This window comes from Polaromonas sp. P3_B4 (assembly GCF_056402835.1).
Map to the genome: position 1 here is coordinate 2541229 of NZ_JBFUGQ010000001.1, position 22230 is coordinate 2563458.

The window sequence follows — 22230 nt, forward strand, 5'->3', positions numbered from 1 at the left end:
CGCTGCTGATTGAAGTAAGACCGACAACCGTTCTCCTTCACTCCGATACCTAGATTAACGACATTAACTTTCCGAGGAACATTTCATGAACAAGCTGACCATCACATCCATTACCTGCGCGGCGCTGGCTGCGTTGACACTCTCCGGCTGCGCCAACATGAGCGAAACACAGCAGGGCACCGCCAAGGGCGCCGGCATTGGCGCTGTTGCAGGTGCCGTGCTGGGTGCGGCAACTGGCGGATCCAAAGGCGCAGCCACCGGTGCTGTTCTGGGTGGCGCTGTAGGCGCCGGCGGCGGTTATATCTGGTCCAAGAAAATGCAGGACCAGAAAGCCGCCATGGAAAAAGCGACCGTCGGTACCGGTGTGGCCGTCAGCCAGACCACTGACAACCGCCTGAAGCTCGACATCCCGAGCGACGTTTCCTTTGACGTGGGCCGTTCCGCCATCAAGCCGAACTTCGCCCCCATCCTGAACCAGTTCGCCACCAGCCTGAACCAGAACCCGGTAACGACAGTGACCATCATCGGCCACACCGACAACACCGGCTCTGACGCCATCAACAACCCGCTGTCCATTGACCGTGCCGATTCGGCCCGCGACTACCTGGTCAGCCGCGGCGTGGCGCGCACCCGCATCGTGACGGACGGCCGCGGTTCGCGCGAGCCGGTGGCTGACAACAACTCACAGCAGGGCCGTGACAAGAACCGCCGCGTTGAAATCTACGTGGCTGAGCAGGTCGCAACTAGGTAACTGGCACACCCCTGCCGGCGCTCACTTCGTGTAGCGCCACCTCCCCTTGCAGGGGACAGGCGCCTTGGGACTGGCAAAGCCAGATCCCGGCCCCTACTGGAAGGAAAAAAAGCACCCTGCGGGGTGCTTTTTTTATGGCGGTTCGCTACTACGTTTTTGATGCTTTAAAACGCTCTTCTTCCTGCAGGCGCAGCACGCGCCTTTGCACCTTACCCGTCGTGGTCATGGGCAGCGCGTCTATGAATTCAATCTCCTTGGGGTATTCGTAAGGCGCGAGCATGGTTTTGACGTGGGCTTGCAGCTGCAGCGTCAGTTCATCATCAAATCGGGCTGTACCGCCCTGGTGGCCTGCGCGAGCGGCTATCAAATCAGGAGCAAGTACGACATACGCCTTGACGACTGCACCGCGCTCGCGGTCGGGCTTGGGCACCACGGCGGCGTTGGCGACGGCTGCGTGCTTGACCAGGCAGTTCTCGATTTCGCCGGGGCCGATGCGGTAGCCGGCGGCCTTGAAGACGTCGTCTGCGCGGCCTTCGTACCAGAGGTAGCCATCGGCATCGCGCCTTGCCAGGTCGCCGGTGCGGCACCAGTCGCCGGTGAACTTTCCGCGGGTGGACTCCTCTTTCTTCCAGTAACCCAGAAAGAAGATTGGGTCGGGGTCGCCGTGAATGTCGTAGCGGTTGACCGATACATCGCCGGGCACGCCCACCGCGCATTCCTTGCCTTCGTCGTCAATCACCGCCACGCGGTGCCCCGGGTAGCCTTTGCCCATGCTGCCCGGCCGGGCGGGCCAACCTGCAAACGCCCCCACGCTTTTCACTTCGTGTAATGCGCTGCCCCCCGAGGGGGCTGAGCTTGCTTGGGGCGGCCCGGCGCTGCGCTCGCCATGAACCCTGTTCATGCTGCAGTTGCCCACCACGTAATTGATTTCAGTCTGGCCAAACATCTCGTTGACGATCACACCCAGCTGATCCTTGCAGTACGCAAACACCGCATCGCCCACGGCTTCGCCGGCGCTCATCATGGCCTGCAGTTTCAGCTTGAAGTGCTGCCTGGGCCGAGGGTAGGCCTTCATCATGGCCTTGAGCGCCGTCGGGAACAGAAAGGTGTGCGTGACGCCCTGTTCCGCCATCAGGCTGAACGCCAGCTCGGGGCTGAAGCGGCCGTTGAAGGCAACGATGGGCCGGCCGAAGTAGAGGCTGGGCAGCAAGGCGTCCATCAGCCCACCGGTCCACGCCCAGTCTGCCGGGGACCAGAAAACAGCGTCGGACTTTTTATTGGTTTTGCCGTCAAAGCCAAACCAGTTCTGGCTGCAGACGAAACCCGGCAGGTTGCCGATCAGCGCCCGGTGCGGCAGCAGTGCGCCCTTGGGCGGGCCGGTGGTCCCGCTGGTGTAGATCAGGATCGCCCCTTCGTCGGCCTTGGTCTTGACGGCGGTGAAGGCGCTCCTGTGTTTCGCTAACGCAGTTTCGTAGTCCACGTCACCCTTGCCCTGCGCCGCACCTGCAGCCACCACCGTGCGCAATGCCGGACAGTTGCCGCGGATGGCATTCAGGCTGTCAATCGAGCTCTCGTCGCAAATGGCCAGCACCGCATCGCTGTCTTGCAGGCGGTATTCGAGCGCATCAGGGCCGAACAGCATGGACAGCGGCATGGCGACCGCCCCCATCTGGAAGACCGCCATGTAAGCCACAGCGGTTTCAAAACGTTGCGGCATCACGATGGCGACGCGGTCGCCGCGCTGAACGCCCAGGCCGGCCAGTACATGGCTCAAGGCATCGGCAGCGCCCTTCAGTTCCGAATAGGTATAAGAAACGGCTGCAGCGCCCGGCTGGTGAGCGCGAACAGCTATTCTTTTAGTAGCACCCGCCGTTGCACCTTCACCCCTGGCCCAGCGGGTGCAACATACTTCGGCGATGTTGAAGTGCTCGTCGACCTGCCAGCGGAAGCCGGAATGAAGCGCCGCGTACTGGTCGGCTTGCCCGACGGCGGGGGATTTGGGACCGGCCGGCTTGTCCCTGTTTTGACTGCGCGTCAACTCGTGTCTCTTTATCATGGGAACCAATGTACAAAGAAAAACGATCATCACGCAGCGAGTTTGTCCCTATACGTGGCTTGAGTTACCACGTGTGGCTCTGGGAAAGCGCGGCAGGCGCGAACCCGGCATTGCCGCCGCTGGTTCTGGTGCACGGCTGGATGGATGTGGCAGCCTCTTACCAGTTCATGGTTGACGCACTGTCGGACGCCTTCGTGCAAGGCCGGACCATCATCGCGCCCGACTGGCGCGGTTTCGGGTTGACTGGTTCCGGCCCCGCAGGCAACCCTGCCGACAATTATTGGTTTCCCGATTACCTGGCAGACCTGGACTTTCTGCTTGACCATTACGCGGGCGACAAACCCGTTGATTTGGTAGGCCACAGCATGGGCGGCAATGTCGCCATGCTGTACGCAGGCGTGCGGCCGGCGCGCATCCGCAGGCTGGTCAACCTGGAAGGCTTTGGCCTGCCGTCCAGCAAAGCCGAGCAGGCGCCGGGGCGTTATGCCAAGTGGATAGACGAACTCAAAAGCCTGCATCGGGGCGAGCTGGAACTCAAAGCCTATGCCGACGTGGCCGGTGTGGCACGCCGCCTGATGAGAACCAACCCGCGCCTGTCCGCCGACAAGGCCGCCTGGCTGGCCAGCCATTGGTCCCGGCCAAATGCCGAAGGCAAATGGGAGATTCTGGGAGAAGCTGCCCACAAGATCACCAGCGCGCAGCTCTACCGCGTCGACGAGGCCCTCGAGGTCTACCGCTGCATCAGTGCTCCGGTGCTGGCCGTCGAAGCATCCGACGACTCCCTGGCCCTGTGGTGGAAGGAAAAATACACCCTGGCCGAGTACCACGAACGGCTCAAACAGGTCCGCCAGGCGCAGGTCGCGGTGATCCAGGATGCCGGCCACATGCTGCACCACGACCAGCCGGAACAGCTGGCAACACTGATTGAGGGGTTCTTGGCCTGAAAGGCCCTGCATCATGAGAAAATGTCGGGTTACGCCGCCCAATGCGGCTCCCACCATTTAGGACAGAAAAATCATGGACGCAGAACGCATCAACCTCATCAGCAACCAGCTCGTGGACCTCAGCAACCGGGTCAATGAACTTCGGGGGTATCTTTGACTACCCTGCCAAAGAACGTAAGCTGAACGAAGTCAACGCCGCACTGGAAGACCCGAAGGTCTGGGACAACCCCAAGCGCGCGCAGGAGCTCGGCAGGGAAAAGAAATCGCTGGAAGACGTGGTCCATGTGATCGACCGCCTGAGCGCCGAGCTGGCCGACAACACCGAACTCTTCGAGATGTCCAAGGCCGAAGGCGACGACGCCGGCATGCAGACGATTGAAGGCGAAGCCGCCAAGGTGGCTACGGAAGTCGAAAAGATGGAATTCCGCCGGATGTTCAACAACCCGGCTGACCCCCTGCCCTGCTTCCTCGACATCCAGGCCGGCGCCGGCGGCACCGAAGCCTGCGACTGGGCCAGCATGCTGCTGCGCCAGTACCTCAAATACGCGGAGCGCAAGGGTTTCAAGACCACGGTTGAAGACGAATCGCCCGGCGACACGGCCGGCATCAAGGGTGCGACCATCAAGATCGAGGGCGAGTACGCTTTCGGCCTGCTGCGCACCGAAACCGGCGTACACCGTCTGGTGCGCAAGTCGCCGTTCGACTCCTCCGGCGGGCGCCACACCTCGTTCGCTTCGGTGTTTGTCTACCCCGAGATCGATGACTCGATTGAAATCGAGATCAACCCTTCAGACGTGCGCACCGACACCTTCCGCGCCAGCGGCGCCGGCGGCCAGCACATCAACAAGACCGACTCGGCCGTGCGCCTGACGCACATTCCGACCGGCATCGTGGTGCAGTGCCAGGACGGCCGCAGCCAGCACAGCAACCGTGACGTGGCCTGGAAGCGCCTGCGTTCGCGTCTGTATGACTTCGAATTGCGCAAGCAGCAGGAAGCGCAGCAAAAACTCGAAGACACAAAAACTGACGTGGGTTGGGGCCACCAGATCCGCAGCTATGTGCTGGACAACAGCCGCATCAAGGACCTGCGCACCAATGTGGAAGTCTCGGCCACGCAGAAAGTGCTGGACGGCGACCTGGACGTGTTTATTGAAGCCTCCCTCAAACAGGGTGTGTGAGGGCGTGTGAGCGCGTGCCTTTCGACGCGCTCGGGAAGTTGTGAAATTTTGATTTTCAGGAATTAACCATGCTGCATATGCTTGACGGAGCGAGCCCCGGCGCCGCGGTGGTCATCAACCGCGCCGACTACGTCGCGCCCGCCTACTGGATCGATACGGTCGACCTGTGCTTTGACCTGGACCCGCAGAAAACACGCGTGCTCAACAAGATGAGCCTGCGCCGCAACCCGGACGTGCCGGCACAAGCCCTGAAGCTGGACGGCGAAGAGCTCAATCTTTCGCGCGTGCTGGTGAACGGCCAGGGCACCTCCTTCAAGATGGAAGGCAACCAGCTGGTGCTGGAAAACCTGCCAGATGGCACCGAGCCCTTTGAGCTGGAAATCTTCACCACGACCTGCCCCGCCAAAAACACCAAGCTGATGGGCCTGTACGTCAGCAACAACTCGTTCTTCACGCAGTGCGAGGCCGAAGGTTTCAGGCGCATCACCTACTTCCTGGACCGCCCGGACGTGATGGCCAGCTACACCGTGACCCTGCGCGCCGACAAGGCGCAGTACCCGGTGCTGCTGTCCAACGGAAACCTGGTCAGCCAGGGCCCGCTGGAGCCCGGCCCCAACGGCGCGCGGCATTTCGCCAAGTGGGTAGACCCGCACAAAAAGCCGAGCTACCTCTTTGCCCTGGTGGCCGGCCAGCTGGTGGCCCGCGAGCAGCGCGTCACCTCCCGCGCAGGCAAGGAGCACGTGCTGCAGGTTTATGTGCGCCCCGGCGACCTCGACAAAACCGAGCACGCGATGACATCGCTGATGCATTCGGTGGCATGGGACGAAGCCCGCTTCGGCCTGCCGCTGGACCTGGAACGCTTCATGATCGTCGCCACCAGCGACTTCAACATGGGCGCCATGGAAAACAAGGGCCTGAACATCTTCAACACCAAGTACGTGCTGGCCAACCAGGCCACCGCCACCGACGTTGATTTCTCCAACATTGAAAGCGTGGTCGGCCACGAGTACTTCCACAACTGGACGGGCAACCGCGTGACCTGCCGCGACTGGTTCCAGCTCAGCCTGAAGGAAGGCCTGACGGTGTTCCGCGACCAGGAGTTCAGCCAGGATCTGTGCGGCGAGGCCTCGGCCCGCGCCGTCAAGCGCATTGAAGACGTGCGCGTGCTGCGCACCGCCCAGTTCCCCGAAGACGCCGGCCCCATGGCCCACCCGGTGCGGCCCGACAGCTACGTCGAGATCAGCAACTTCTACACCGTCACCATTTATGAAAAGGGCGCTGAAGTCGTCCGCATGATGCAGACCCTGGTGGGCCGTGAGGGCTTTGCCCGCGGCATGACGCTTTACTTTGAGCGCCACGACGGCCACGCCGTGACCTGCGACGACTTCGCGCAGGCGATTGCCGACGCCAACCCGATGTCGGACCTGGCGCGCCTCTTGCCGCAGTTCAAGCGCTGGTACAGCCAGGCCGGCACGCCGCGTGTGCACGCGCAGGGTGCTTATGACGCGGCGGCGCGCACCTACACCCTGACCTTGTCGCAAAGCTGCATGCCCACGGCAGGGCAAGCCGTGAAGGAGCCGTTTGTCATACCGGTCGGCCTGGGCCTGCTGGGCGCAGACGGCCAGGACTTGCCGCTGCAGCTGGCCGGTGAGAGCCAGGCACCTGCCCGCACCCGCACCGTGGTGCTGACGCAGGCCAGCGAAACGCTGACCTTCGTCAACATCGATGCCGAGCCGGTTCCCTCCATCCTGCGCGGCTTCACCGCCCCGGTGGTGCTGGAGTTTGACTACACCGACGCCCAGCTGCTGCATTTGCTGGCGCATGACAGCGACCCTTTCAACCGCTGGGAAGCCGGGCAACGCCTGGCCGTCAACCGCGCTATCAAATCAATAGCTAGTGGCGCAGGCCCCGTAACGGCTGCAGTGCTCGATGATGCCTATCTTGACGCGATGCGCCAGGTGCTGCGCCACCCCGCGCTGGACTCGGCCTTCAAGGAGCTGGTGCTGACCCTGCCATCCGAAACCTACCTGGCCGAACAGCTGGACGTGGTGGACCCGCAGCGTATTCATGCGGTGCGCGAAGCCATGCGGCAGCAGCTGGCCACAGCCCTGGCAGCCGACTGGCAAGCCGTGTACGAGGCCAACCACGACACCGGCGCTTACACGCCTGACCCGGCCTCCTCGGGCCGCCGCGCGCTCGCGGGAATGGCACTCACGCATCTGTGCCTGGCGGCGCAGGCTTCCGGCGATACCGTCTGGCCGGGCAAGACCCTGCAGCGCTTCAAGGACGCCGGCAACATGACAGACCGCTTCAACGCGCTGGCCGCCCTGGTCTCCAGCGGCCACGCGCTGGCCGCCGAGGCGCTGCCACTGTTCCACGCCATGTTCAAGGACGAAGCCCTGGTCATCGACAAATGGTTCGGCCTGCAAGCCGGCGCGCCTGACCGCGGCGGCAACATCCTGCCCGCGGTCAAGCAGCTCATGAAGCACACCGACTTCAGCCTGCGCAACCCCAACCGCGCCCGCAGCGTGGTCAGCACCTACTGCCAGGGCAACCCGGCCGCGTTCCATCGCGCCGATGCCGCCGGCTACGTGTTCTGGAGCGACCGCGTGATGGAGCTCGACGCCATCAACCCGCAAGTGGCGGCCCGCCTGGCGCGCGCGCTGGACCGCTGGAGCAAGCTGGCCGAGCCCTACCGCAGCGCGGCGCGCGAGGCGATTGCGCGCGTCGCGGCCAAGACTGATTTGAGCAAAGACACACACGAAGTCGTCTCTCGCGCACTGGCCGACTGAACGCGGACGACACCCGCCATGGCATTCTTCACATTCACCACCCCCGCACAGCGGTTTGCGAAGAAGTTCAACCCGCTGCGCGACACGGTGTACGACGCCAGCGGCATGTTCAGCGGTTCGCGCATGTCAGCCGACCTGGCCGCGCTGGAGCCCCTGGCCGAGGCCCTGGGCGCCGACTCCGCCGAGCTGGCTGACTTGCTGTGGTTGCAGTTCGTGGTGTTCCGCAAACGCCAGCTGGATGCCGAGGGCCTGCCCCTGGGCCTGCGCGCCCTGGCCATCCGCGCTGCCAAGGGCAGCCTCACGCCCACCGAGCGCTACGAACAGCATTACGCCATCGGCGAGTCGGCCCTGGAAGCCGAGGAGTACGACACCGCCGTCGAGCACCTTCAGCAGTCGGCCCATTGGGCTGCGCACGAAGGCGCCACGCTAGGCGTCGACCAGAAGCTGGGCATTCGCGAAGAGATCGGCTATGCCCTGCACGAGGCCGGCCGCTTCGCCGAGGCTGTGGCGCACAACCGGCAACTGCTGGCAGATGCACAAAGCGCCTTCGGCTCCGGCACGGACAAGCGCCTTTCCGGCCTCATCAACAACCTGGCGCAAAATACCTACGAGCTGGGCGAGCATGCGCAGGCTCAGGCCTGGCTGCAACAGCGCCTGGCGCTGGGCCAGGCCTTGCAGGACACGGACATCGTGCTGGACACCTTGTTCCAGCTTGGCGTTCTCGCGCACGAAACGGACCAGCCCGCCGAAGCGCGCGCCCTCTTCCAGCAACGCGTGGACATTGCCCGAGCGACGGACGACGAGGACCTGCTGGACGACACCCTGGCCACGCTTGCCGAATTTGAAGAACGCGAACAGCAAGGCGAGCCTGGCTAAGCGCCCGCCCAGCCATACGCCGCCCAAACGAACTATCCCTCAACCGAATGGAGCCCTCATGTCCCAAAAAATCTCCTTGACCCGCTACCTGATCGAGCAACAGCGCATCGACGGTCACATTCCCTCGCAGCTTCGCTTGCTGCTCGAAGTGGTCGCCCGCGCCTGCAAGAGCATCAGCCAGGCCGTCAACAAGGGTGCGCTCGGCAGCGGCATGGGCAGCGCCGAAAGTGAGAACGTGCAGGGTGAGATCCAGAAGAAGCTGGACATCATTGCCAACGAAGTGCTGATTGAGGCCAATGAATGGGGCGGCCACCTGGCTGGCATGGCCAGCGAGGAAATGGAAGGCATTTACGTGGTGCCGAATCGCTACCCCCAGGGTGAATACCTGCTGCTGTTCGACCCGCTCGACGGCTCCAGCAATATCGACATCAACGTCAGCATTGGCACCATTTTCAGCGTGCTGAAAATGCCCGAGGGCGACCGCGGTGTGGATGAAGGCGACTTCCTGCAGGCCGGCCACAAGCAGGTAGCGGCGGGTTACTGCATCTACGGCCCGCAGACCACGCTGGTCCTGACGGTTGGCGACGGCGTCGCCATGTTCACGCTGGACCGTGAACAGGGCTCCTTCGTGCTGATCGAGGAAAACGTGCAGATCCCTGAAGACACCAAAGAGTTCGCCATCAACATGAGCAACATGCGCCACTGGGACGAGCCGGTCAAGCGCTACGTGGACGAGCTGCTGGCCGGCAAGGACGGTCCGCGCGGCAAGGACTTCAACATGCGCTGGATCGCCGCCATGGTGGCCGACGTGCACCGCATCCTGTGCCGCGGCGGCATCTTCCTCTACCCCTGGGACAAACGCGAGCCCGAAAAGGCCGGAAAACTGCGCCTGATGTACGAAGCCAACCCCATGAGCTGGCTCATCGAACAGGCCGGCGGCGCCGCCACCAACGGCAAACAACGCATCCTGGATTTGCAGCCCACCAAGCTGCACGAGCGGGTCAGCGTGATCCTCGGCTCCAAAAATGAGGTCGAACGGGTGACCTCTTACCACTCCGGGCTATAATTGAAGGCTGTATTTGATACAAAGCCGGTGTAGCTCAGTCGGTAGAGCAGCTCATTCGTAATGAGAAGGTCGGGTGTTCGATTCATCTCTCCGGCACCAATTGAAGCCCCTGTTTCGCAAGGAACAGGGGCTTTTTCATATGGCGAGAATGCACTTGAAAAAGTCCGACTCAACTAAAGCGGCCTACGAGTTGCGCACTCGTCTTGTCCGACTGCAAAGTGTGCGTGTACTCACCCAGTAATTGCGTGAATGTCCGAGGGGCTCGGAGGCCTGAAGCCCTGGTCTCAGCGGCATCTGTTTACGCACGAAGGGCATGCGAAGATATAGACCTCCCGGAACCAAAAAAATCAAAATGCTGGAGCAGCTTCTTTCCAACTACATCGGCAATGCCGGCGCCGCCAACGCTCGCGGTGAATACGCCGCCGCCGCCGAGTGGTGCCAACGAAGCCTTCAACTCGCCCCTGACCTGCCTGAAGCCTGGTATCACCTGGGAAACGCATTCGGTGGGATGGGCAGAAAACCAGAGGCGGTAGACGCCCTTGAAAAAGCCCGGGTTCGAACGCTCAATTCGGCGGACGCGCAAAACAGCATCGGCCTGCAGCTGACCGAATTGGGCGCATACCTTAAGGCGGAGCAATGTCTGAATCAAGCGCTGGCATTGGCGCCGGACTATGCTTTTGCCCACTCCAACCTGGGCAAACTCCGGAGCAACCAGAGACGACTGGACGATGCCGAAACAGCCTTCAGGAAGGCAATTGCATTGAATCCGGATCTGGCTCCCGCCTATGTCAATCTAGGCGGCGTATTGAGTGACCAGAAAAATTACGGGGCCGCCGAAGCCGCCTGCCGCAAGGCAACCGAACTGGCGCCAGATTCAGCCGAGGCCTGGCTCAACCTGGGGGTCGCGTTGAACGGACTGAAGCAGCATGAGGCAGCCGAATCTTCTTACGCGAAAGCGTTGGCGCTTGCGCCAAATCTATCGGATGTGTGGGTCAATTTAGGGATCGCTCTCGATGAGATGAAGCGCTATGAAGCGGCCGCCGATTGTTACAAGCGAGGTATTGAACTGAATGCCAATGCCGAGTTCGTATTTGGTTCGCTGTTGCACGCAAAAATGAAAATTTGCGACTGGCGTTCGCTTGCAAATGATTTGCCAAAGTTTTTTCAGGACATTGAGGCCGGAAGGAAAGTCGCCATACCGTTTGGCATGTTGGGATTTACAGCGGATTTGTCATTGCAGTGCAAAGCGGCCACCTTATGGGTCAAAGACAAAGGCCTGGATTCAGCAACCGCCAGCAGCATCCCCAAACACCAGCGGCGCGACAAGATTCGGGTGGGATACTTTTCCGCGGACTTTCACGATCATGCAACCATGCGTCTGATGGCCGAGTTGTTTGAGAAACACAATCGATCCAGGTTTGAGCTGTACGCTTTCTCATTTGGACCCGACAGGAAGGACGCAATGAGGGACAGGGCTTTGGCAACTTTCGACAAGTTTCTTGATGTTCGACTCCAATCCGACAAAGCAGTCGTACAACTGTCAAGAGACCTGGAAATAGACATTGCCATCGACCTGAGTGGTTTCACACTTGGAAGCCGGCCAGATATTTTTAGCCTGAGAGCTGCACCTGTTCAGGTGAACTATCTCGTCTATCCGGCGACCATGGGCGCCGATTTCATGGACTATCTGATCGCAGACAAAACAGTTATTCCCGAAGAAAGCCGGCGGCAATACAGCGAAAACATCGTCTATCTTCCCAATAGCTATCAGCCAAACGACAGCAAGCGTCTTATTGCAGACAAGGTACCGAGCCGCGAAGAAGCTGGTTTACCCGCAATCGGTTTTGTTTTCTGCTGCTTCAACAACAGTTTCAAAATTACACCCGAGGTTTTTGATTGCTGGATGCGAATATTGAAGGCGGTGGAAGGAAGCGTGCTTTGGCTCCTTGAGGACAACCCAAAAGCAGCGATCAATCTGCATAAGGAAGCACTGCAAAGAGGCGTTGACCCGAAGCGGCTGATTTTTGCAAAGCGGCTACCTTCGGCCGACCATCTTGCAAGGCACCGCTTGGCCGACCTGTTTCTGGATACGCTGCCTTATAACGCCCACACAACAGCCAGTGATGCCTTGTGGGCCGGACTACCTGTATTGACATGCATGAGCGAATCTTTCGCCAGCCGGGTGGCCGCAAGCCTGCTTCATACGGTTGGCTTGACCGAGCTGATTACCTTGAACATGACGGACTATGAGGCCTCTGCGATTGAGCTGGCGACCGTCCCCCGGCGCCTCGCACAGATCAGGGAGAAACTGGCCCGAAACAGGCTGACAACACCGCTGTTTGACACGCCTTTGTTCGTCAGTCACATCGAGGCGGCTTACACGGCAATGTATGAGCGCTATCAAAGCGACCTGCCGCCTGCATGCATTTACGTTCAACAATAGTTCTACAGCGGTCATTGCCGAACTGAAGGCATCTTGGAATCAACAGTGGGTACGATCCTGGGCCTTTTTCATTCATAGCTGCCGATGATTGCAGCGCGATGAGTACCTTGGCTGTATCGGGAAAGCCATCACCCCGCATTGTTTGCGAACCTGGCCCTTTTCCATAAGAATCTAACCCAGCAACAGGGGGATTCGTATGGGGATATTTCCGCTTCGTCCTTTTCGACAACGGCTGTTTCCGGCCGTCCTGGCTATAGCAGCGATTGCCGTACCGCAGTGGGCTCAAGCGCAGGCCACACTGGAGAAAATCAAGAGCCGCGGGCAGATCAATGTGGGCTACCGCGCAAACTCCGCGCCTTTCTCGTTTCACCAGACGGCGGAAAAGCCTCTGGGCTATAGCATCGAATTCTGCAAGCCCATCATCGAGCGGCTCCGCCAGGCTGCCGGCAAGCCGAACCTGCCGGTACGGTATATCGAAACGTACGTGGACGCCCGCACACGCTTGCTGTCTGAAGGCAGTGTCGATTTGCTGTGCGAGAACGTAACCGACACACCGGAGCGCCGGGCGCGAATGGATTTCTCGACACCGATTTTTATCGAAGCCGTCCAGGTGGCGGTGCGCACCAAGGACAAACTCAGCGCGCTCGACCAACTGCAAGGCAAAAGCATTGTGGGCATTGCCGGCACCACCGTGGTTCCCGCGCTGGATCTCTACGCGCAGCAGCATTCATTGAAGTGGCAACACGCCAAGGCAGTCAACGCGGATGCCGCCCTCGGACAGTTGCAACTGGGCTGGGCGGCAGGGTACGCCCGCGACGGTGTGGCGCTCGCCGCGCAATTGGCGAGCCTGCCCAATGCAGGCGACTACCTGATCCTGCCGGAACGCCTGTCGGTAGAACCTATTGCCATTGCCTACCGCAAGGGGGACGCCGCCATGGGTGACCTGGTCAACGCCTCTATCAAGGAATCCATGCGCAGCGGCGCAGCGCAGGGCTGGTATGAACAATGGTTTTTAAAACCCATGAAACCGGGCGGCAAACCGCTGACAACCGTGATGCCGGCGGAAACGAAGGCATTGTTTGACACCGCGAAAGCAAATTGAATAAAGCCCGCAGACCCGCAACACCGCTGCGGCTTTAAACGCTCAGGCGTTGGTGCCGTTCGGCGTATCCGGCTCTTCCGGTGTGATGAAAGAGTCTTCCCACTGCACAGCAAAATTGTGGTCGGCGTTGTCATGAACAATGCCGGACCCTGTGCTGAGCGGGTCGAAATTGGTGAACCGTATCCTGCGGTTGCGTTCCAGCTTGGCTTGCAGGCTGCTTCGGGCTGCCGCAATGTCCATGCTGGCGACTTTTGGCGCCTCCTCCAGGAGGGTTCCGTTGGCAGCGCGCATGGTATCGGGCACGGTGGCCATGGCATCGGCGTCGGCATCCACCTCAACCGGCAAGGCCAAGGGGGGCTCGCCGAGCACATCGGGTTCGTCGTCGGACAGGTCGATTTCTCCGAGGAATGCCGCGCGAACATCTTCCAGGGAGGGAAGGTTGCTCGCACGCACGACGGCGTAGGCAATCCCGCATTCTTCAAACAGCTTGCGCTTGAGGTCACGGTTGCTGGCCTTGAGCCCACGGGGACCGGGAACATCCAGGCAACCAATGACGGTTCCATCCGCGGCGCATACAGTGAAAGTGCAGTAAACGGTTTTCAGCAATTCAAAGGAACGCTGCCCTTCGGCTTCGGTTCGCGGCGAAACAAAGCGGATGACAGGGACTTTGATCAGGACATGGTGGTCAAAAAAGGCCCGCTGAAGCCAATGCCATACGTCCTGTTCGGCCTCCAGTAGCAGTGGCCTTGGCTGCAGGTGCCAATGCGTGGGAAGGCGCCTTTTTTTGCGCGCGGAACGCGCCAGCCAGCCATGATGGCAGGCTGCTCCCGTCGCCATTGCAGACACCGCCGTCGCAGTGAGCGCCAACACAAAAACATCAAACATGAGTGCCTTAACTTTTTTTCAGTTTAAACACAGCCCCGTTAAGTTACAACTATTTACGTATGAAGGTGTTGTGAACGCGACTCATATTGAATCCAATCTACCTAAAAGTGGCCTTTTTTCACATATATGTTCCGCCAATACAACCCAAGTGGTCTACTGGTAGAAACAAATATTTACATATTGAGATCGACCGGAATGGGGCTGGCCAGGATTTTGTCGATCCGCTTGCCATCAAGGTCAAGGACTTCGAAGCGCCAGCCCGCGCATTCCACCCGCTCGGCCGTTTTCAGCAGCCGCCCCGAAACGCTTTGAAGCAGGCCGGCCACCGTGTTGTAGCGGCCCCGGCCTTCCTCGGGCAGTTCCCTGATATCCAGACGGGCTTTGAGTTCAGAGACAGGCATGACACCGTCAATGAGCCAGCTGCCGTCCTCTCTTTCGGTCGCCCACGCGTCCATCTGCGCGCCGGGCTGCAACTCACCGGTGATGGCTTCCAGCATGTCCATGGGCGTCATGAGACCCTGCACTACCCCGTATTCATCGACCACAAACACAATGCGGGTGGAACGGGCCCGGAACTGCTCCAGCAACTCCATGCCCGTGAGCGTTTCCGGCACGAAGACCGCCGGCACGGCATAAGCACCGATGCGGTCGGTCACCGAGGGTACCGCGCCCGAGCTTTGGCCGGAAGCGGCGGGCTGGATCTGGCCGCGCAGCGCGAGCAGCTTGGCCACATTGACCACGCCCACCACGTCATCAAGGCTGCCGCGGCAGACGGGATACCACGAGTGGCCGGTGGCGCCGGCCTTGTCGATGGCCTGGGCAATGGTGTCGGAAGCGTCGAGCCACTCAATGTCGGAACGCGGCAGCATCAGTGAAGTGAGCAGGCGGTCATCCAGCAGAAACACGTTCTGCACCATCTGGTGTTCATGCTCCTCAATCAGGCCGGCGTCCACCCCCTCCTCCAGGCTGGCCGCGATTTCTTCTTCGGTGACGGCCCGGCCGGCGCTGTTGTCGATACGCAGCAGCTTGAGTACCGCCTGCGTGCTGATGGACAGCAGCCTGACAAAGGGTTTGAAGCCCGTCGCCACCCACATCATGGGCCTTGAAACCAGACGTGCGACGGTTTCCGGGTACAGCTGCCCGATGCGTTTGGGCACCAGCTCGCCAAAGACGATGGTGATGAAGGTGATGACTGTCACCACCAGCGCGGTGGCGGTGATCTCGGAGACGCGCGGCCGCACGCCGAAGGTCTGGATCCACGCCGCCAAACCGCTGCTGAAAGCCGCCTCGCCAATAATGCCGTTGAGCATGCCGATAGAGGTGATGCCGACCTGCACCGACGAAAGAAACTGCGTAGGGTTGTCCAGCAGCCCCAGCGCCGCCTGCGCGCCCTTGTCGCCGGATTCGCCCATGGCCGAGAGCCGGGCTTTGCGGCTCGAAGCCAGTGCCATCTCCGACATGGCAAACACACCGTTGAGCAAGGTCAGAAAAGCAATCAGGAAAAAGTCCATGGGGCCTGGCGCAAAATAAACACATGTCACTTTACTGTATCGGCGACCTGCAGGGCTGCCACGCACCTTTTCAGCGCTTGCTGGACAAGATCGATTTCTCGCCAAGCCGCGACACTCTCTACATCCTTGGCGACCTGGTCAACCGCGGCCCCGGCTCCCTGAAGGTGCTGCGCAGCCTCTCGGCATTGGGCGACGCTGCGCAATGCCTGCTCGGTAACCACGACCTGCACCTGCTGGCTGTGTGGCAAGGCGTGCGCAAGCCGGGCCGCAGCGACACCGTACAGGACATTCTGGAGGCCAAGGACAGCGAGGAACTGCTCGACTGGCTGCGCCACCGCGCCATGGCCATCCATCGCCACGGCTGGCTGATGGTGCATGCGGGCGTGCTGCCGCAATGGAATGCGGCGCAAACCGTGGCGCTGGGCTCAGAGGTGGAGCAGGTGCTGCGCGGCGGCCATCTCAAGGACTTTCTGCAGGCCATGTACGGCAACACGCCTGATCACTGGAGCGACAGCCTCAAGGGCGCCGACAGGCTGCGGGTCATCGTGAACGCACTCACGCGCCTGCGGTTTTGCACACCCGAAGGCGTGATGGACTTCAGCAGTACCGACGGCCCCGGCAGCGCGCCAGAAGGCCACCTGCCCTGGTTTGATGTTCCCGGCCGGGCCACAGCAGATACGCCGGTGGCGTTTGGCCATTGGTCTACGCTGGCCAGCGGCAAGAACAGCACACCCGCCCTGCGCAACAACACCTTGCCACTCGACACCGGCTGCGTGTGGGGCGGCTGCCTGACGGCGGCCAGATTGGGGACGGCGCCCGGCGAGTTTGAACTGGTCAGTGTGCAATGCGAAGAAGCGCAAAAACCTGGCAAGGCCGGCAAGCCGGCTTAAACCGGTTGCCGCGCGGCACTTGCCTCATCCGCCCAGGCCCGGGCCATGCTTGCAGCCAGCAACAGCACAGCCGACGAAAAGTAAATCCACATCAGGATCACCACCAGTGAGCCCGCCGCGCCATAGGCCGACACAATCGCAGCGGTCGAAAGATAAAAAGCCATCAGGTGCTTGCCGACCGCAAACAGGATGGCCCCCGCCGCGGAACCCATCACCAGATAGCGTAAAGCGGGCTTGGGGCCTACGCTCATTTTCATGAGCGCCACAAAGAGCACCACGCAAAAGCAGAAAGACACAACCTCATTGAGGACCCAGGCGATCTTCTCAATCGGCAAATAGCCGCCTGCCCAGCCTGAGAGAAGGCTCAGAAAAGTCGAGATCGCCAGCGAAACCAGCAAGAGAAAACCGAAGGCCAGGATGTAGGCCACACCTCGCAGCCGCAAAGAAGCGCTGTGCCACCATTTCTGCTGCGGCAGCTCACCACTGCCTTGCCGCCACAGGCGCTCAAACGCATCCTGCAGTTCGGCAAAGACGCCGGTCGCACCCGACAACAGCAGCGCAAAAGCAAACAGCGAAGCCGTGATGCCCTCTGAAGGAGCCTGGGCACTTGAAAGTGCCTGCTGTACCACCTGTGCGCCCTGCGCGCCGATGACGCTGCGGATCTGATCCACCAGGCTGGTTTCGATATACCGGCGGTCCAGCCACCAGCCGAGCACTGCCACCAGCAGCACCAGCAGCGGCGCCAGGCTGAGGATGCCGTAGAACGACATGGCCGCGCTCATGCGCATGCCGCCTGCATCAATCCAGTGGTCGATGGCCTGCCACAGGGGCCGGTAAAGAGGCCTGAAAATCTTCTGAAGGGAAGAAAGCGCGAAGGCCGGCGGGGCCTGAACATGCGGATCGGGTTTCTCCATCATCCCGAAAGCTTAGGAAACCCGCAGCAAAGACCCAACCGGACAGCAGCTCCCTGCACCGTAGGCGTGAACCGACGGGAGTATGGAAACTGGTGGAGGAAATCGGGTAGAGGCGCTGCTCAGCGCCCCGCAATGAACCGGTGCTGGACGGGCGCGCCCTAACCGGTTGTCTTAACCGGTTGTCTTAACCGGCTGTCTTGAACAGCGCTGCGACTTTTTTCTTCGGCTTGATATTGGCCGACACACTGCTGCGCGCAGGGGCGGCCTTGGCGGCAGCCTCCCAGGCGGGCGTGGCATCGGGCGCAGCGGTTGCTTCGTAGGGCTGGTCGAAGAACGGGTCACGCGGCGCCGCCGGCTGGCGATGCGGCGTGTACTCGCGCCGCTCCCGCGGCTGGCGCGCTTCACGCGCATGGCCGCCCTCTTCACCTTCACGGTACATGCGGCGGCCGTCATTGATACGGCCCTGCTCGCTGATCCGGGGCTGGTCTTCCTCGAACTCGATGGGCTCCAGCTCGATCTTGGTCTTGATCAGCTTCTCAATATCAGCCACAAGGCGCTGGTCGCTGCTGGCAACAAAACTCACAGCCAGGCCCGATGCGCCGGCCCGGCCGGTACGGCCGATGCGGTGCACGTAATCTTCGGCATTGAAGGGCACATCGAAGTTGAACACCGCGGGCACATCCTTGATGTCCAGGCCGCGCGCCGCCACGTCGGTGCACACCAGCAGGTCGACTTCGCCCTTCTTGAAGGCTTCCAGCGCCTTGAGGCGTTCGTCCTGGCTCTTGTCGCCGTGCAGCGCCGTGGTCTTGAGGCCTTCACGTTCCAGGGAACGCGCCAGCCGCGCGCAACCGAGCTTGCTGTTGACGAACACAAAAGCCTGCTTCATGCCGCGCTGTTTCAGTATCTGGTGCAGGGCACGGCGCTTGTCGTCAGCGCCCACGCTGTAGAAATGCTGCTCGACGGTAGAAGCCGTCGCGTTGGAGCGCGCCACTTCAATCGTGACCGGATCCTGCAGGTAACTGGAAGCCAGGCGCTTGATTTCAGGCGAAAAAGTCGCCGAGAACAGCAAGGTGATGCGCTGCTTGGGCAGGTAGCTCAGGATGCGCTGCAGGTCGGGCAAGAAACCGATGTCCAGCATGCGGTCGGCTTCGTCGAGCACCACGTATTCGACCTGGTTGAGTACGGCGTTCTTGGCTTCAATGTGGTCAAGCAGACGACCCGGCGTAGCCACCAGCACTTCAACGCCTTTTTTGAGCTCGGCCGTCTGCGGCTTCATGTCCATGCCGCCAAACACCACGGTGCTGCGCAGATTGGTGTATTTGGCGTACAGCTCGACCTGCTGGGCCACCTGCACGGCGAGTTCGCGCGTGGGTAGCAGCACCAGCGCGCGCACCGGGTGGCGGGCTGGCGACGTCGAGGCGTTCTCGTGCTTCATCATGCGCTGCAGCAGGGGCAGCGCGAAAGCCGCGGTCTTGCCGGTGCCGGTTTGCGCGGCGCCCATGACGTCTTTACCCTGCAGGACGACCGGGATGGCCTGTTCCTGGATGGGCGTCATGGTTTCGTAGCCCATTTCGGCCACGGCGCGGGCCAGCGGTTCTGCCAGCGAAAGATTGGAAAAAGAGGATGTCATAAAAAGGCTTGGCGGTACTCTGCGGGTTGTCTTGCGAAGGGCGCGCGGACCGGCGCGCTGGCAGCCAACGGCACCGCTGCACCATTGGCAAGAAAGGGAGCGCGGCGGGCCGCCCGGCGTGGCACGGTCAGCGACCATGATGGGGCTGTTGCAGCGCTTCCTCAGCCTTCTATTGTCGCACTTTAGGCCCCGATGCCGGTTTTGCCGGCCCACTGCGCCTTCAGGGCCATTTGGGCCAGGGCAGCCACTGGGGCAATGCCCCTTTATTGCTATCTATTTTATAGCTACTTGCGCACGTCAGTAAAGGGCTACGGCCCGATTTCACTCTAAATTGTTGACTGCCGGCTAAATACTGCGGGCACTAAAGGTGTCGCAGGCCTTCATGCTGCCGGTTTTCAGGCCGGTGTCGAACCAGCGCTGGCGCTGGGCGCTGGTGCCGTGGGTGAAGCTTTCAGGCACCACCGCGCCGCCACCGGCCCGCTGCAGGGCATCGTCGCCGATTTTGGCGGCGGCGTTCATGGCCTCCTCCACGTCGCCCTGCTCCAGTATCTGGCGCGCGTTCTGTGCGTTGTGCGCCCAGACGCCGGCAAAACAGTCGGCCTGGAGCTCAAGGCGAACGCTCAGGGCGTTGTATTCGGCCTTGCTGACCCGCCCGCGCATCTGGTCCATCTTGCCGCTGATGCCGAGCAGGTTCTGCACATGGTGGCCCACCTCATGCGCGATCACATAAGCCTGGGCGAAGTCGCCGGGTGCTCCCAACCGGCTACGGAGGGTTTCGTAAAAACCCAGGTCGATGTAGACCTTCTGGTCGCCCGGACAGTAAAACGGCCCCATGGCGGCCTGGCCCTGCCCGCAGGCCGTTTGCGTGGCGCCACGAAAGAGCACCAGCCGCGGTTTCTGGTAAGTGCCGCCGCCCTTGGCAAACACATCGGTCCAGACATCTTCGGTGTCCGCCAGCACGGTGGAGACGAATTTCGCCATGCGGTCATCGGCCGGCGGCTTGGGAGCCGGGCCCTGTTGTACCTGTGCCGGCGGTCCGCCGCCGCTGAGCAGGCTCAGAATGGTCATCGGGTTGATGCCGAAGATCCAGCCGCCGACCAGCGCCACCACGATGGTGCCGATGCCGACGCTGCGGCCCCCAAAGCCGAAGCCGCCTCCCCCGCCACCGCCGTCGCGCCGGTCTTCAACGTTGTCGGATTCGCGATTGCCTTCCCACTTCATGGTGTCTCCCTGTCTGTCATCCGTGCATACTGGCCTTTCCGGCCCGCTGCGGCACCTGCCCCAAAGCCCGGTCCGCTGTCAGCGCATGCGCCGACTTTACTTGAGCAGCACCCCTGCCGTGGAACAAAATTGCACCCTCATGTATCCATTCCTCATGAATACTTTTGCCCATCCCGCGCCTGAAGGCGCCGGCATGCCACGCAGCGCCATTTCCGTGTTTTTCCCGCTACGCCTGGCGCTTGCGGTGCTGCTGGCTGCGCTGCTGACGGCCTGCGCCAGCCCCATCACCACCCGCGTGACCAGCTTCAACCAGTGGCCGGCCGATACGGCAGGCGCGACCTTCAGCTACATCACGCCGGTGGACTCGACACGGCAGCTGGAACAAGCCACCTATGAGGGCTATGTGCAGGCCGAACTGGAAAAGCGCGGCCTCAAACGCGCACCTGAAGGACAGACCGGGCGCCTGCACGTCGACGTGGCGGCCAGCAGCCGCAGCGAGGAGAAAACCTTTCTGCAGCCGATTTACCAGGACAACTTTGTCTTCCTGCCGCCTTACCGCGACGCCGCGGGCCGCGTATACGCGGGAGGCTGGGTGCCCGACCCTTTCGGGCCGCGCTATGTCGGCGACAGGCCGCTCAACATGACGATTTACACCAACAGCCTGCGCGTGCGGTTACTTGACACCCAGGGCACGCCCCCCGGCAAGCCGCCGCGCACGGTGTTTGAATCGCGCGCCGTGTACGAAGGCGGCAGCGGCGACCTTCCGCTGGTCGTGCCTTACCTGGTTCGCGCGGTGTTTGACAACTTCCCCGGTCAGAACGGCCAGGTGCGCGTCGTGAAGTTCGACAGCGAAACCGGCGCGGTGATCAAAAAGTAAGCTCAACCGCCGAGCAATCGAGTGGGGCCCGGTCTCCCGTTTCACCCCACCTCGGAAGGCTGGTACCTTTTCCGGGGGGCGGCAACCAGCGCGGAAATGTCCGGATGGTTGGGGTAGCCAAAACACTGCCGTCCTTCACAATGGCGGCATGCGCACAGCCCTTTCTGCTTCTTCGCTCCCCCGTGTCCTGCTCACCGGCTTCGACCCCTTCGGCGACACCGGGCACAGCAGCCTGCCCCTCAACCCCAGCTGGCTGGCGGTGCAGGCACTGGGTGGCAAGCGCATAGGCGGCCACCTCCTGGTGGCGGCGCAATTGCCCACCGTGTTTCAGGGCTCCATCGCAGAACTCATCCGGCTGCTCGCGCTGCATAAGCCGGTACTGGTGATCTGCGTCGGCCAGGCGGGCGGGCGCAGCGCGATTTCGCTGGAGCGCATTGCCATCAACGTCAACGATGCCCGTATTCCCGACAATATCGGCGGCCAGCCCGTCGACACGCCGGTAGTGGCGGGCGGGCCTGCGGCCTATTTCAGCAGCCTGCCCATCAAGGCCATGCTGCAGGCGCTGCAAGAGGCGGGCGTGGCTGCCGAGGTATCGCAAACCGCGGGCACCTTTGTCTGCAACCACGTGTTTTATGCACTCATGCATGCCCTGGCCACAAAGCGCGGTTTCAGGCGCACGCGCGGCGGCTTTATCCATGTGCCCTATGTGCCCGAACAGGGCGCGCCCAGCTTGCCGCTCGGTGAGATCGTGCGCGGATTGCGGCTGGCCATAGCGGCGGCGCTGGCCACACCGCACGACATCGTCAAAGGCGCCGGGGCCGTCAATTAACGTCAGGGTTAGCGTCTTGCGCGCCGGCATTCTGCGTGGGCACGGCAGGCTCATCGCGCAGCAGGCGCCACAGCAGGAACGTGCCAATCACGGCGTTACCCAACGCAAAACAGGTGACCAGCACCGTGGCCCAGGCATTCAAGGGACGGGTATGCACCACCCAGGCCAGCGCGGGCGACAGGGCATTGAGCGTGAGCATCAGCCAGAACAGGGGGTTTCGCGGCTGGTAAAGACGCAACAGGCGTGACAGATCCATCGTGGCCAC

The 22230-nt window shown here is 61.7% G+C and carries 18 protein-coding genes and 1 tRNA gene; 12 read left to right on the forward strand and 7 right to left on the reverse strand.

Annotated features, from left to right (window positions below; all coding sequences use genetic code 11):
• Nucleotides 1-85: 85 nt before the first annotated feature.
• Nucleotides 86-751, forward strand: a complete 666-nt coding sequence (locus tag AC1DVV_RS12100; protein WP_477665528.1) for a YiaD family glycine zipper/OmpA-like lipoprotein — start codon at nt 86-88, stop codon at nt 749-751.
• A 148-nt stretch (nt 752-899) separates the two neighbouring features.
• Here AC1DVV_RS12100 and AC1DVV_RS12105 read toward each other — a convergent pair whose 3' ends face one another.
• Complete coding sequence (locus tag AC1DVV_RS12105; RefSeq protein WP_477702689.1) at nt 900-2807, reverse strand: acetate--CoA ligase; 1908 nt, start codon at nt 2805-2807, stop codon at nt 900-902.
• Nucleotides 2808-2815: 8 nt separating this feature from the next.
• Here AC1DVV_RS12105 and AC1DVV_RS12110 point away from each other — a divergent pair, with 8 nt between their 5' ends.
• From AC1DVV_RS12110 to AC1DVV_RS12145, 8 genes are all read left to right on the forward strand, one after another.
• Nucleotides 2816-3751 (forward strand): alpha/beta fold hydrolase, encoded by a 936-nt coding sequence (locus AC1DVV_RS12110; protein WP_457279891.1) that lies wholly within the window; start codon nt 2816-2818, stop codon nt 3749-3751.
• A gap of 73 nt (nt 3752-3824) precedes the next feature.
• Nucleotides 3825-4929, forward strand: a protein-coding gene (gene prfB, locus AC1DVV_RS12115; RefSeq protein WP_457279890.1) for a peptide chain release factor 2 whose coding sequence is annotated in 2 segments (ribosomal slippage) — nt 3825-3905 and nt 3907-4929 — 1104 coding nt in all. Because the reading frame shifts where the segments join, the coding sequence is not laid out codon by codon here.
• A 68-nt stretch (nt 4930-4997) separates the two neighbouring features.
• A complete protein-coding gene (gene pepN, locus AC1DVV_RS12120; protein ID WP_477702690.1) occupies nt 4998-7721 on the forward strand; it encodes an aminopeptidase N in 2724 nt (907 codons plus the stop codon).
• Between the two features lie 18 nt (nt 7722-7739).
• Complete coding sequence (locus AC1DVV_RS12125; RefSeq protein ID WP_477702691.1) at nt 7740-8597, forward strand: tetratricopeptide repeat protein; 858 nt, start codon at nt 7740-7742, stop codon at nt 8595-8597.
• A gap of 58 nt (nt 8598-8655) precedes the next feature.
• A complete protein-coding gene (locus AC1DVV_RS12130) occupies nt 8656-9663 on the forward strand; it encodes a class 1 fructose-bisphosphatase (RefSeq protein WP_477702692.1) in 1008 nt (335 codons plus the stop codon).
• A gap of 23 nt (nt 9664-9686) precedes the next feature.
• Nucleotides 9687-9762, forward strand: a tRNA-Thr gene (locus tag AC1DVV_RS12135).
• Between the two features lie 253 nt (nt 9763-10015).
• Complete coding sequence (locus AC1DVV_RS12140) at nt 10016-12106, forward strand: tetratricopeptide repeat protein (RefSeq protein WP_477665522.1); 2091 nt, start codon at nt 10016-10018, stop codon at nt 12104-12106.
• A 196-nt stretch (nt 12107-12302) separates the two neighbouring features.
• Nucleotides 12303-13208, forward strand: a complete 906-nt coding sequence (locus tag AC1DVV_RS12145) for an amino acid ABC transporter substrate-binding protein (protein WP_477665521.1) — start codon at nt 12303-12305, stop codon at nt 13206-13208.
• 42 nt (nt 13209-13250) lie between these two features.
• Here the strand turns inward: AC1DVV_RS12145 and AC1DVV_RS12150 are convergent, their stop codons facing one another.
• Together AC1DVV_RS12150 and AC1DVV_RS12155 are read right to left on the reverse strand one after the other, a co-directional pair.
• Nucleotides 13251-14093 carry a DUF2726 domain-containing protein gene (locus tag AC1DVV_RS12150; protein ID WP_477665520.1) on the reverse strand — a complete coding sequence of 281 codons (843 nt, stop codon included), beginning with the start codon at nt 14091-14093 and terminating at the stop codon, nt 13251-13253.
• A 173-nt stretch (nt 14094-14266) separates the two neighbouring features.
• The gene (locus AC1DVV_RS12155; protein ID WP_477665519.1) at nt 14267-15604 is read right to left on the reverse strand and encodes a hemolysin family protein; all 1338 of its coding nucleotides are present in this window, start codon (nt 15602-15604) and stop codon (nt 14267-14269) included.
• A 23-nt stretch (nt 15605-15627) separates the two neighbouring features.
• Here AC1DVV_RS12155 and AC1DVV_RS12160 point away from each other — a divergent pair, with 23 nt between their 5' ends.
• Nucleotides 15628-16494, forward strand: a complete 867-nt coding sequence (locus AC1DVV_RS12160) for a symmetrical bis(5'-nucleosyl)-tetraphosphatase (protein ID WP_457279883.1) — start codon at nt 15628-15630, stop codon at nt 16492-16494.
• Here the strand turns inward: AC1DVV_RS12160 and AC1DVV_RS12165 are convergent.
• The 3 genes from AC1DVV_RS12165 to ypfJ all read right to left on the reverse strand — a co-directional run bounded on the left by AC1DVV_RS12165 (nt 16491) and on the right by ypfJ (nt 20259).
• A complete protein-coding gene (locus tag AC1DVV_RS12165; protein WP_457279882.1) occupies nt 16491-17411 on the reverse strand; it encodes a YihY/virulence factor BrkB family protein in 921 nt (306 codons plus the stop codon). The two genes, AC1DVV_RS12160 and AC1DVV_RS12165, sit on opposite strands and share 4 nt — an antisense overlap.
• A 181-nt stretch (nt 17412-17592) precedes the next feature.
• Entirely contained in the window at nt 17593-19038 is a 1446-nt protein-coding gene (locus AC1DVV_RS12170; RefSeq protein WP_457279881.1) for a DEAD/DEAH box helicase, read from the reverse strand.
• Between the two features lie 345 nt (nt 19039-19383).
• Nucleotides 19384-20259, reverse strand: coding sequence for a KPN_02809 family neutral zinc metallopeptidase (gene ypfJ, locus AC1DVV_RS12175; protein WP_477665517.1), 876 nt, complete (start codon nt 20257-20259; stop codon nt 19384-19386).
• A 154-nt stretch (nt 20260-20413) separates the two neighbouring features.
• Here ypfJ and AC1DVV_RS12180 point away from each other — a divergent pair, with 154 nt between their 5' ends.
• Together AC1DVV_RS12180 and pcp are read left to right on the forward strand one after the other, a co-directional pair.
• Nucleotides 20414-21136 carry a DUF4136 domain-containing protein gene (locus AC1DVV_RS12180; protein WP_457279879.1) on the forward strand — a complete coding sequence of 241 codons (723 nt, stop codon included), beginning with the start codon at nt 20414-20416 and terminating at the stop codon, nt 21134-21136.
• A gap of 148 nt (nt 21137-21284) precedes the next feature.
• Entirely contained in the window at nt 21285-21965 is a 681-nt protein-coding gene (gene pcp, locus AC1DVV_RS12185; RefSeq protein ID WP_477665516.1) for a pyroglutamyl-peptidase I, read from the forward strand.
• On the opposite strand, the gene AC1DVV_RS12190 is transcribed toward pcp, so the two are convergent.
• Nucleotides 21958-22221, reverse strand: coding sequence for a hypothetical protein (locus AC1DVV_RS12190; RefSeq protein WP_477701809.1), 264 nt, complete (start codon nt 22219-22221; stop codon nt 21958-21960). The two genes, pcp and AC1DVV_RS12190, sit on opposite strands and share 8 nt — an antisense overlap.
• Between the last annotated feature and the right edge of the window lie 9 nt (nt 22222-22230).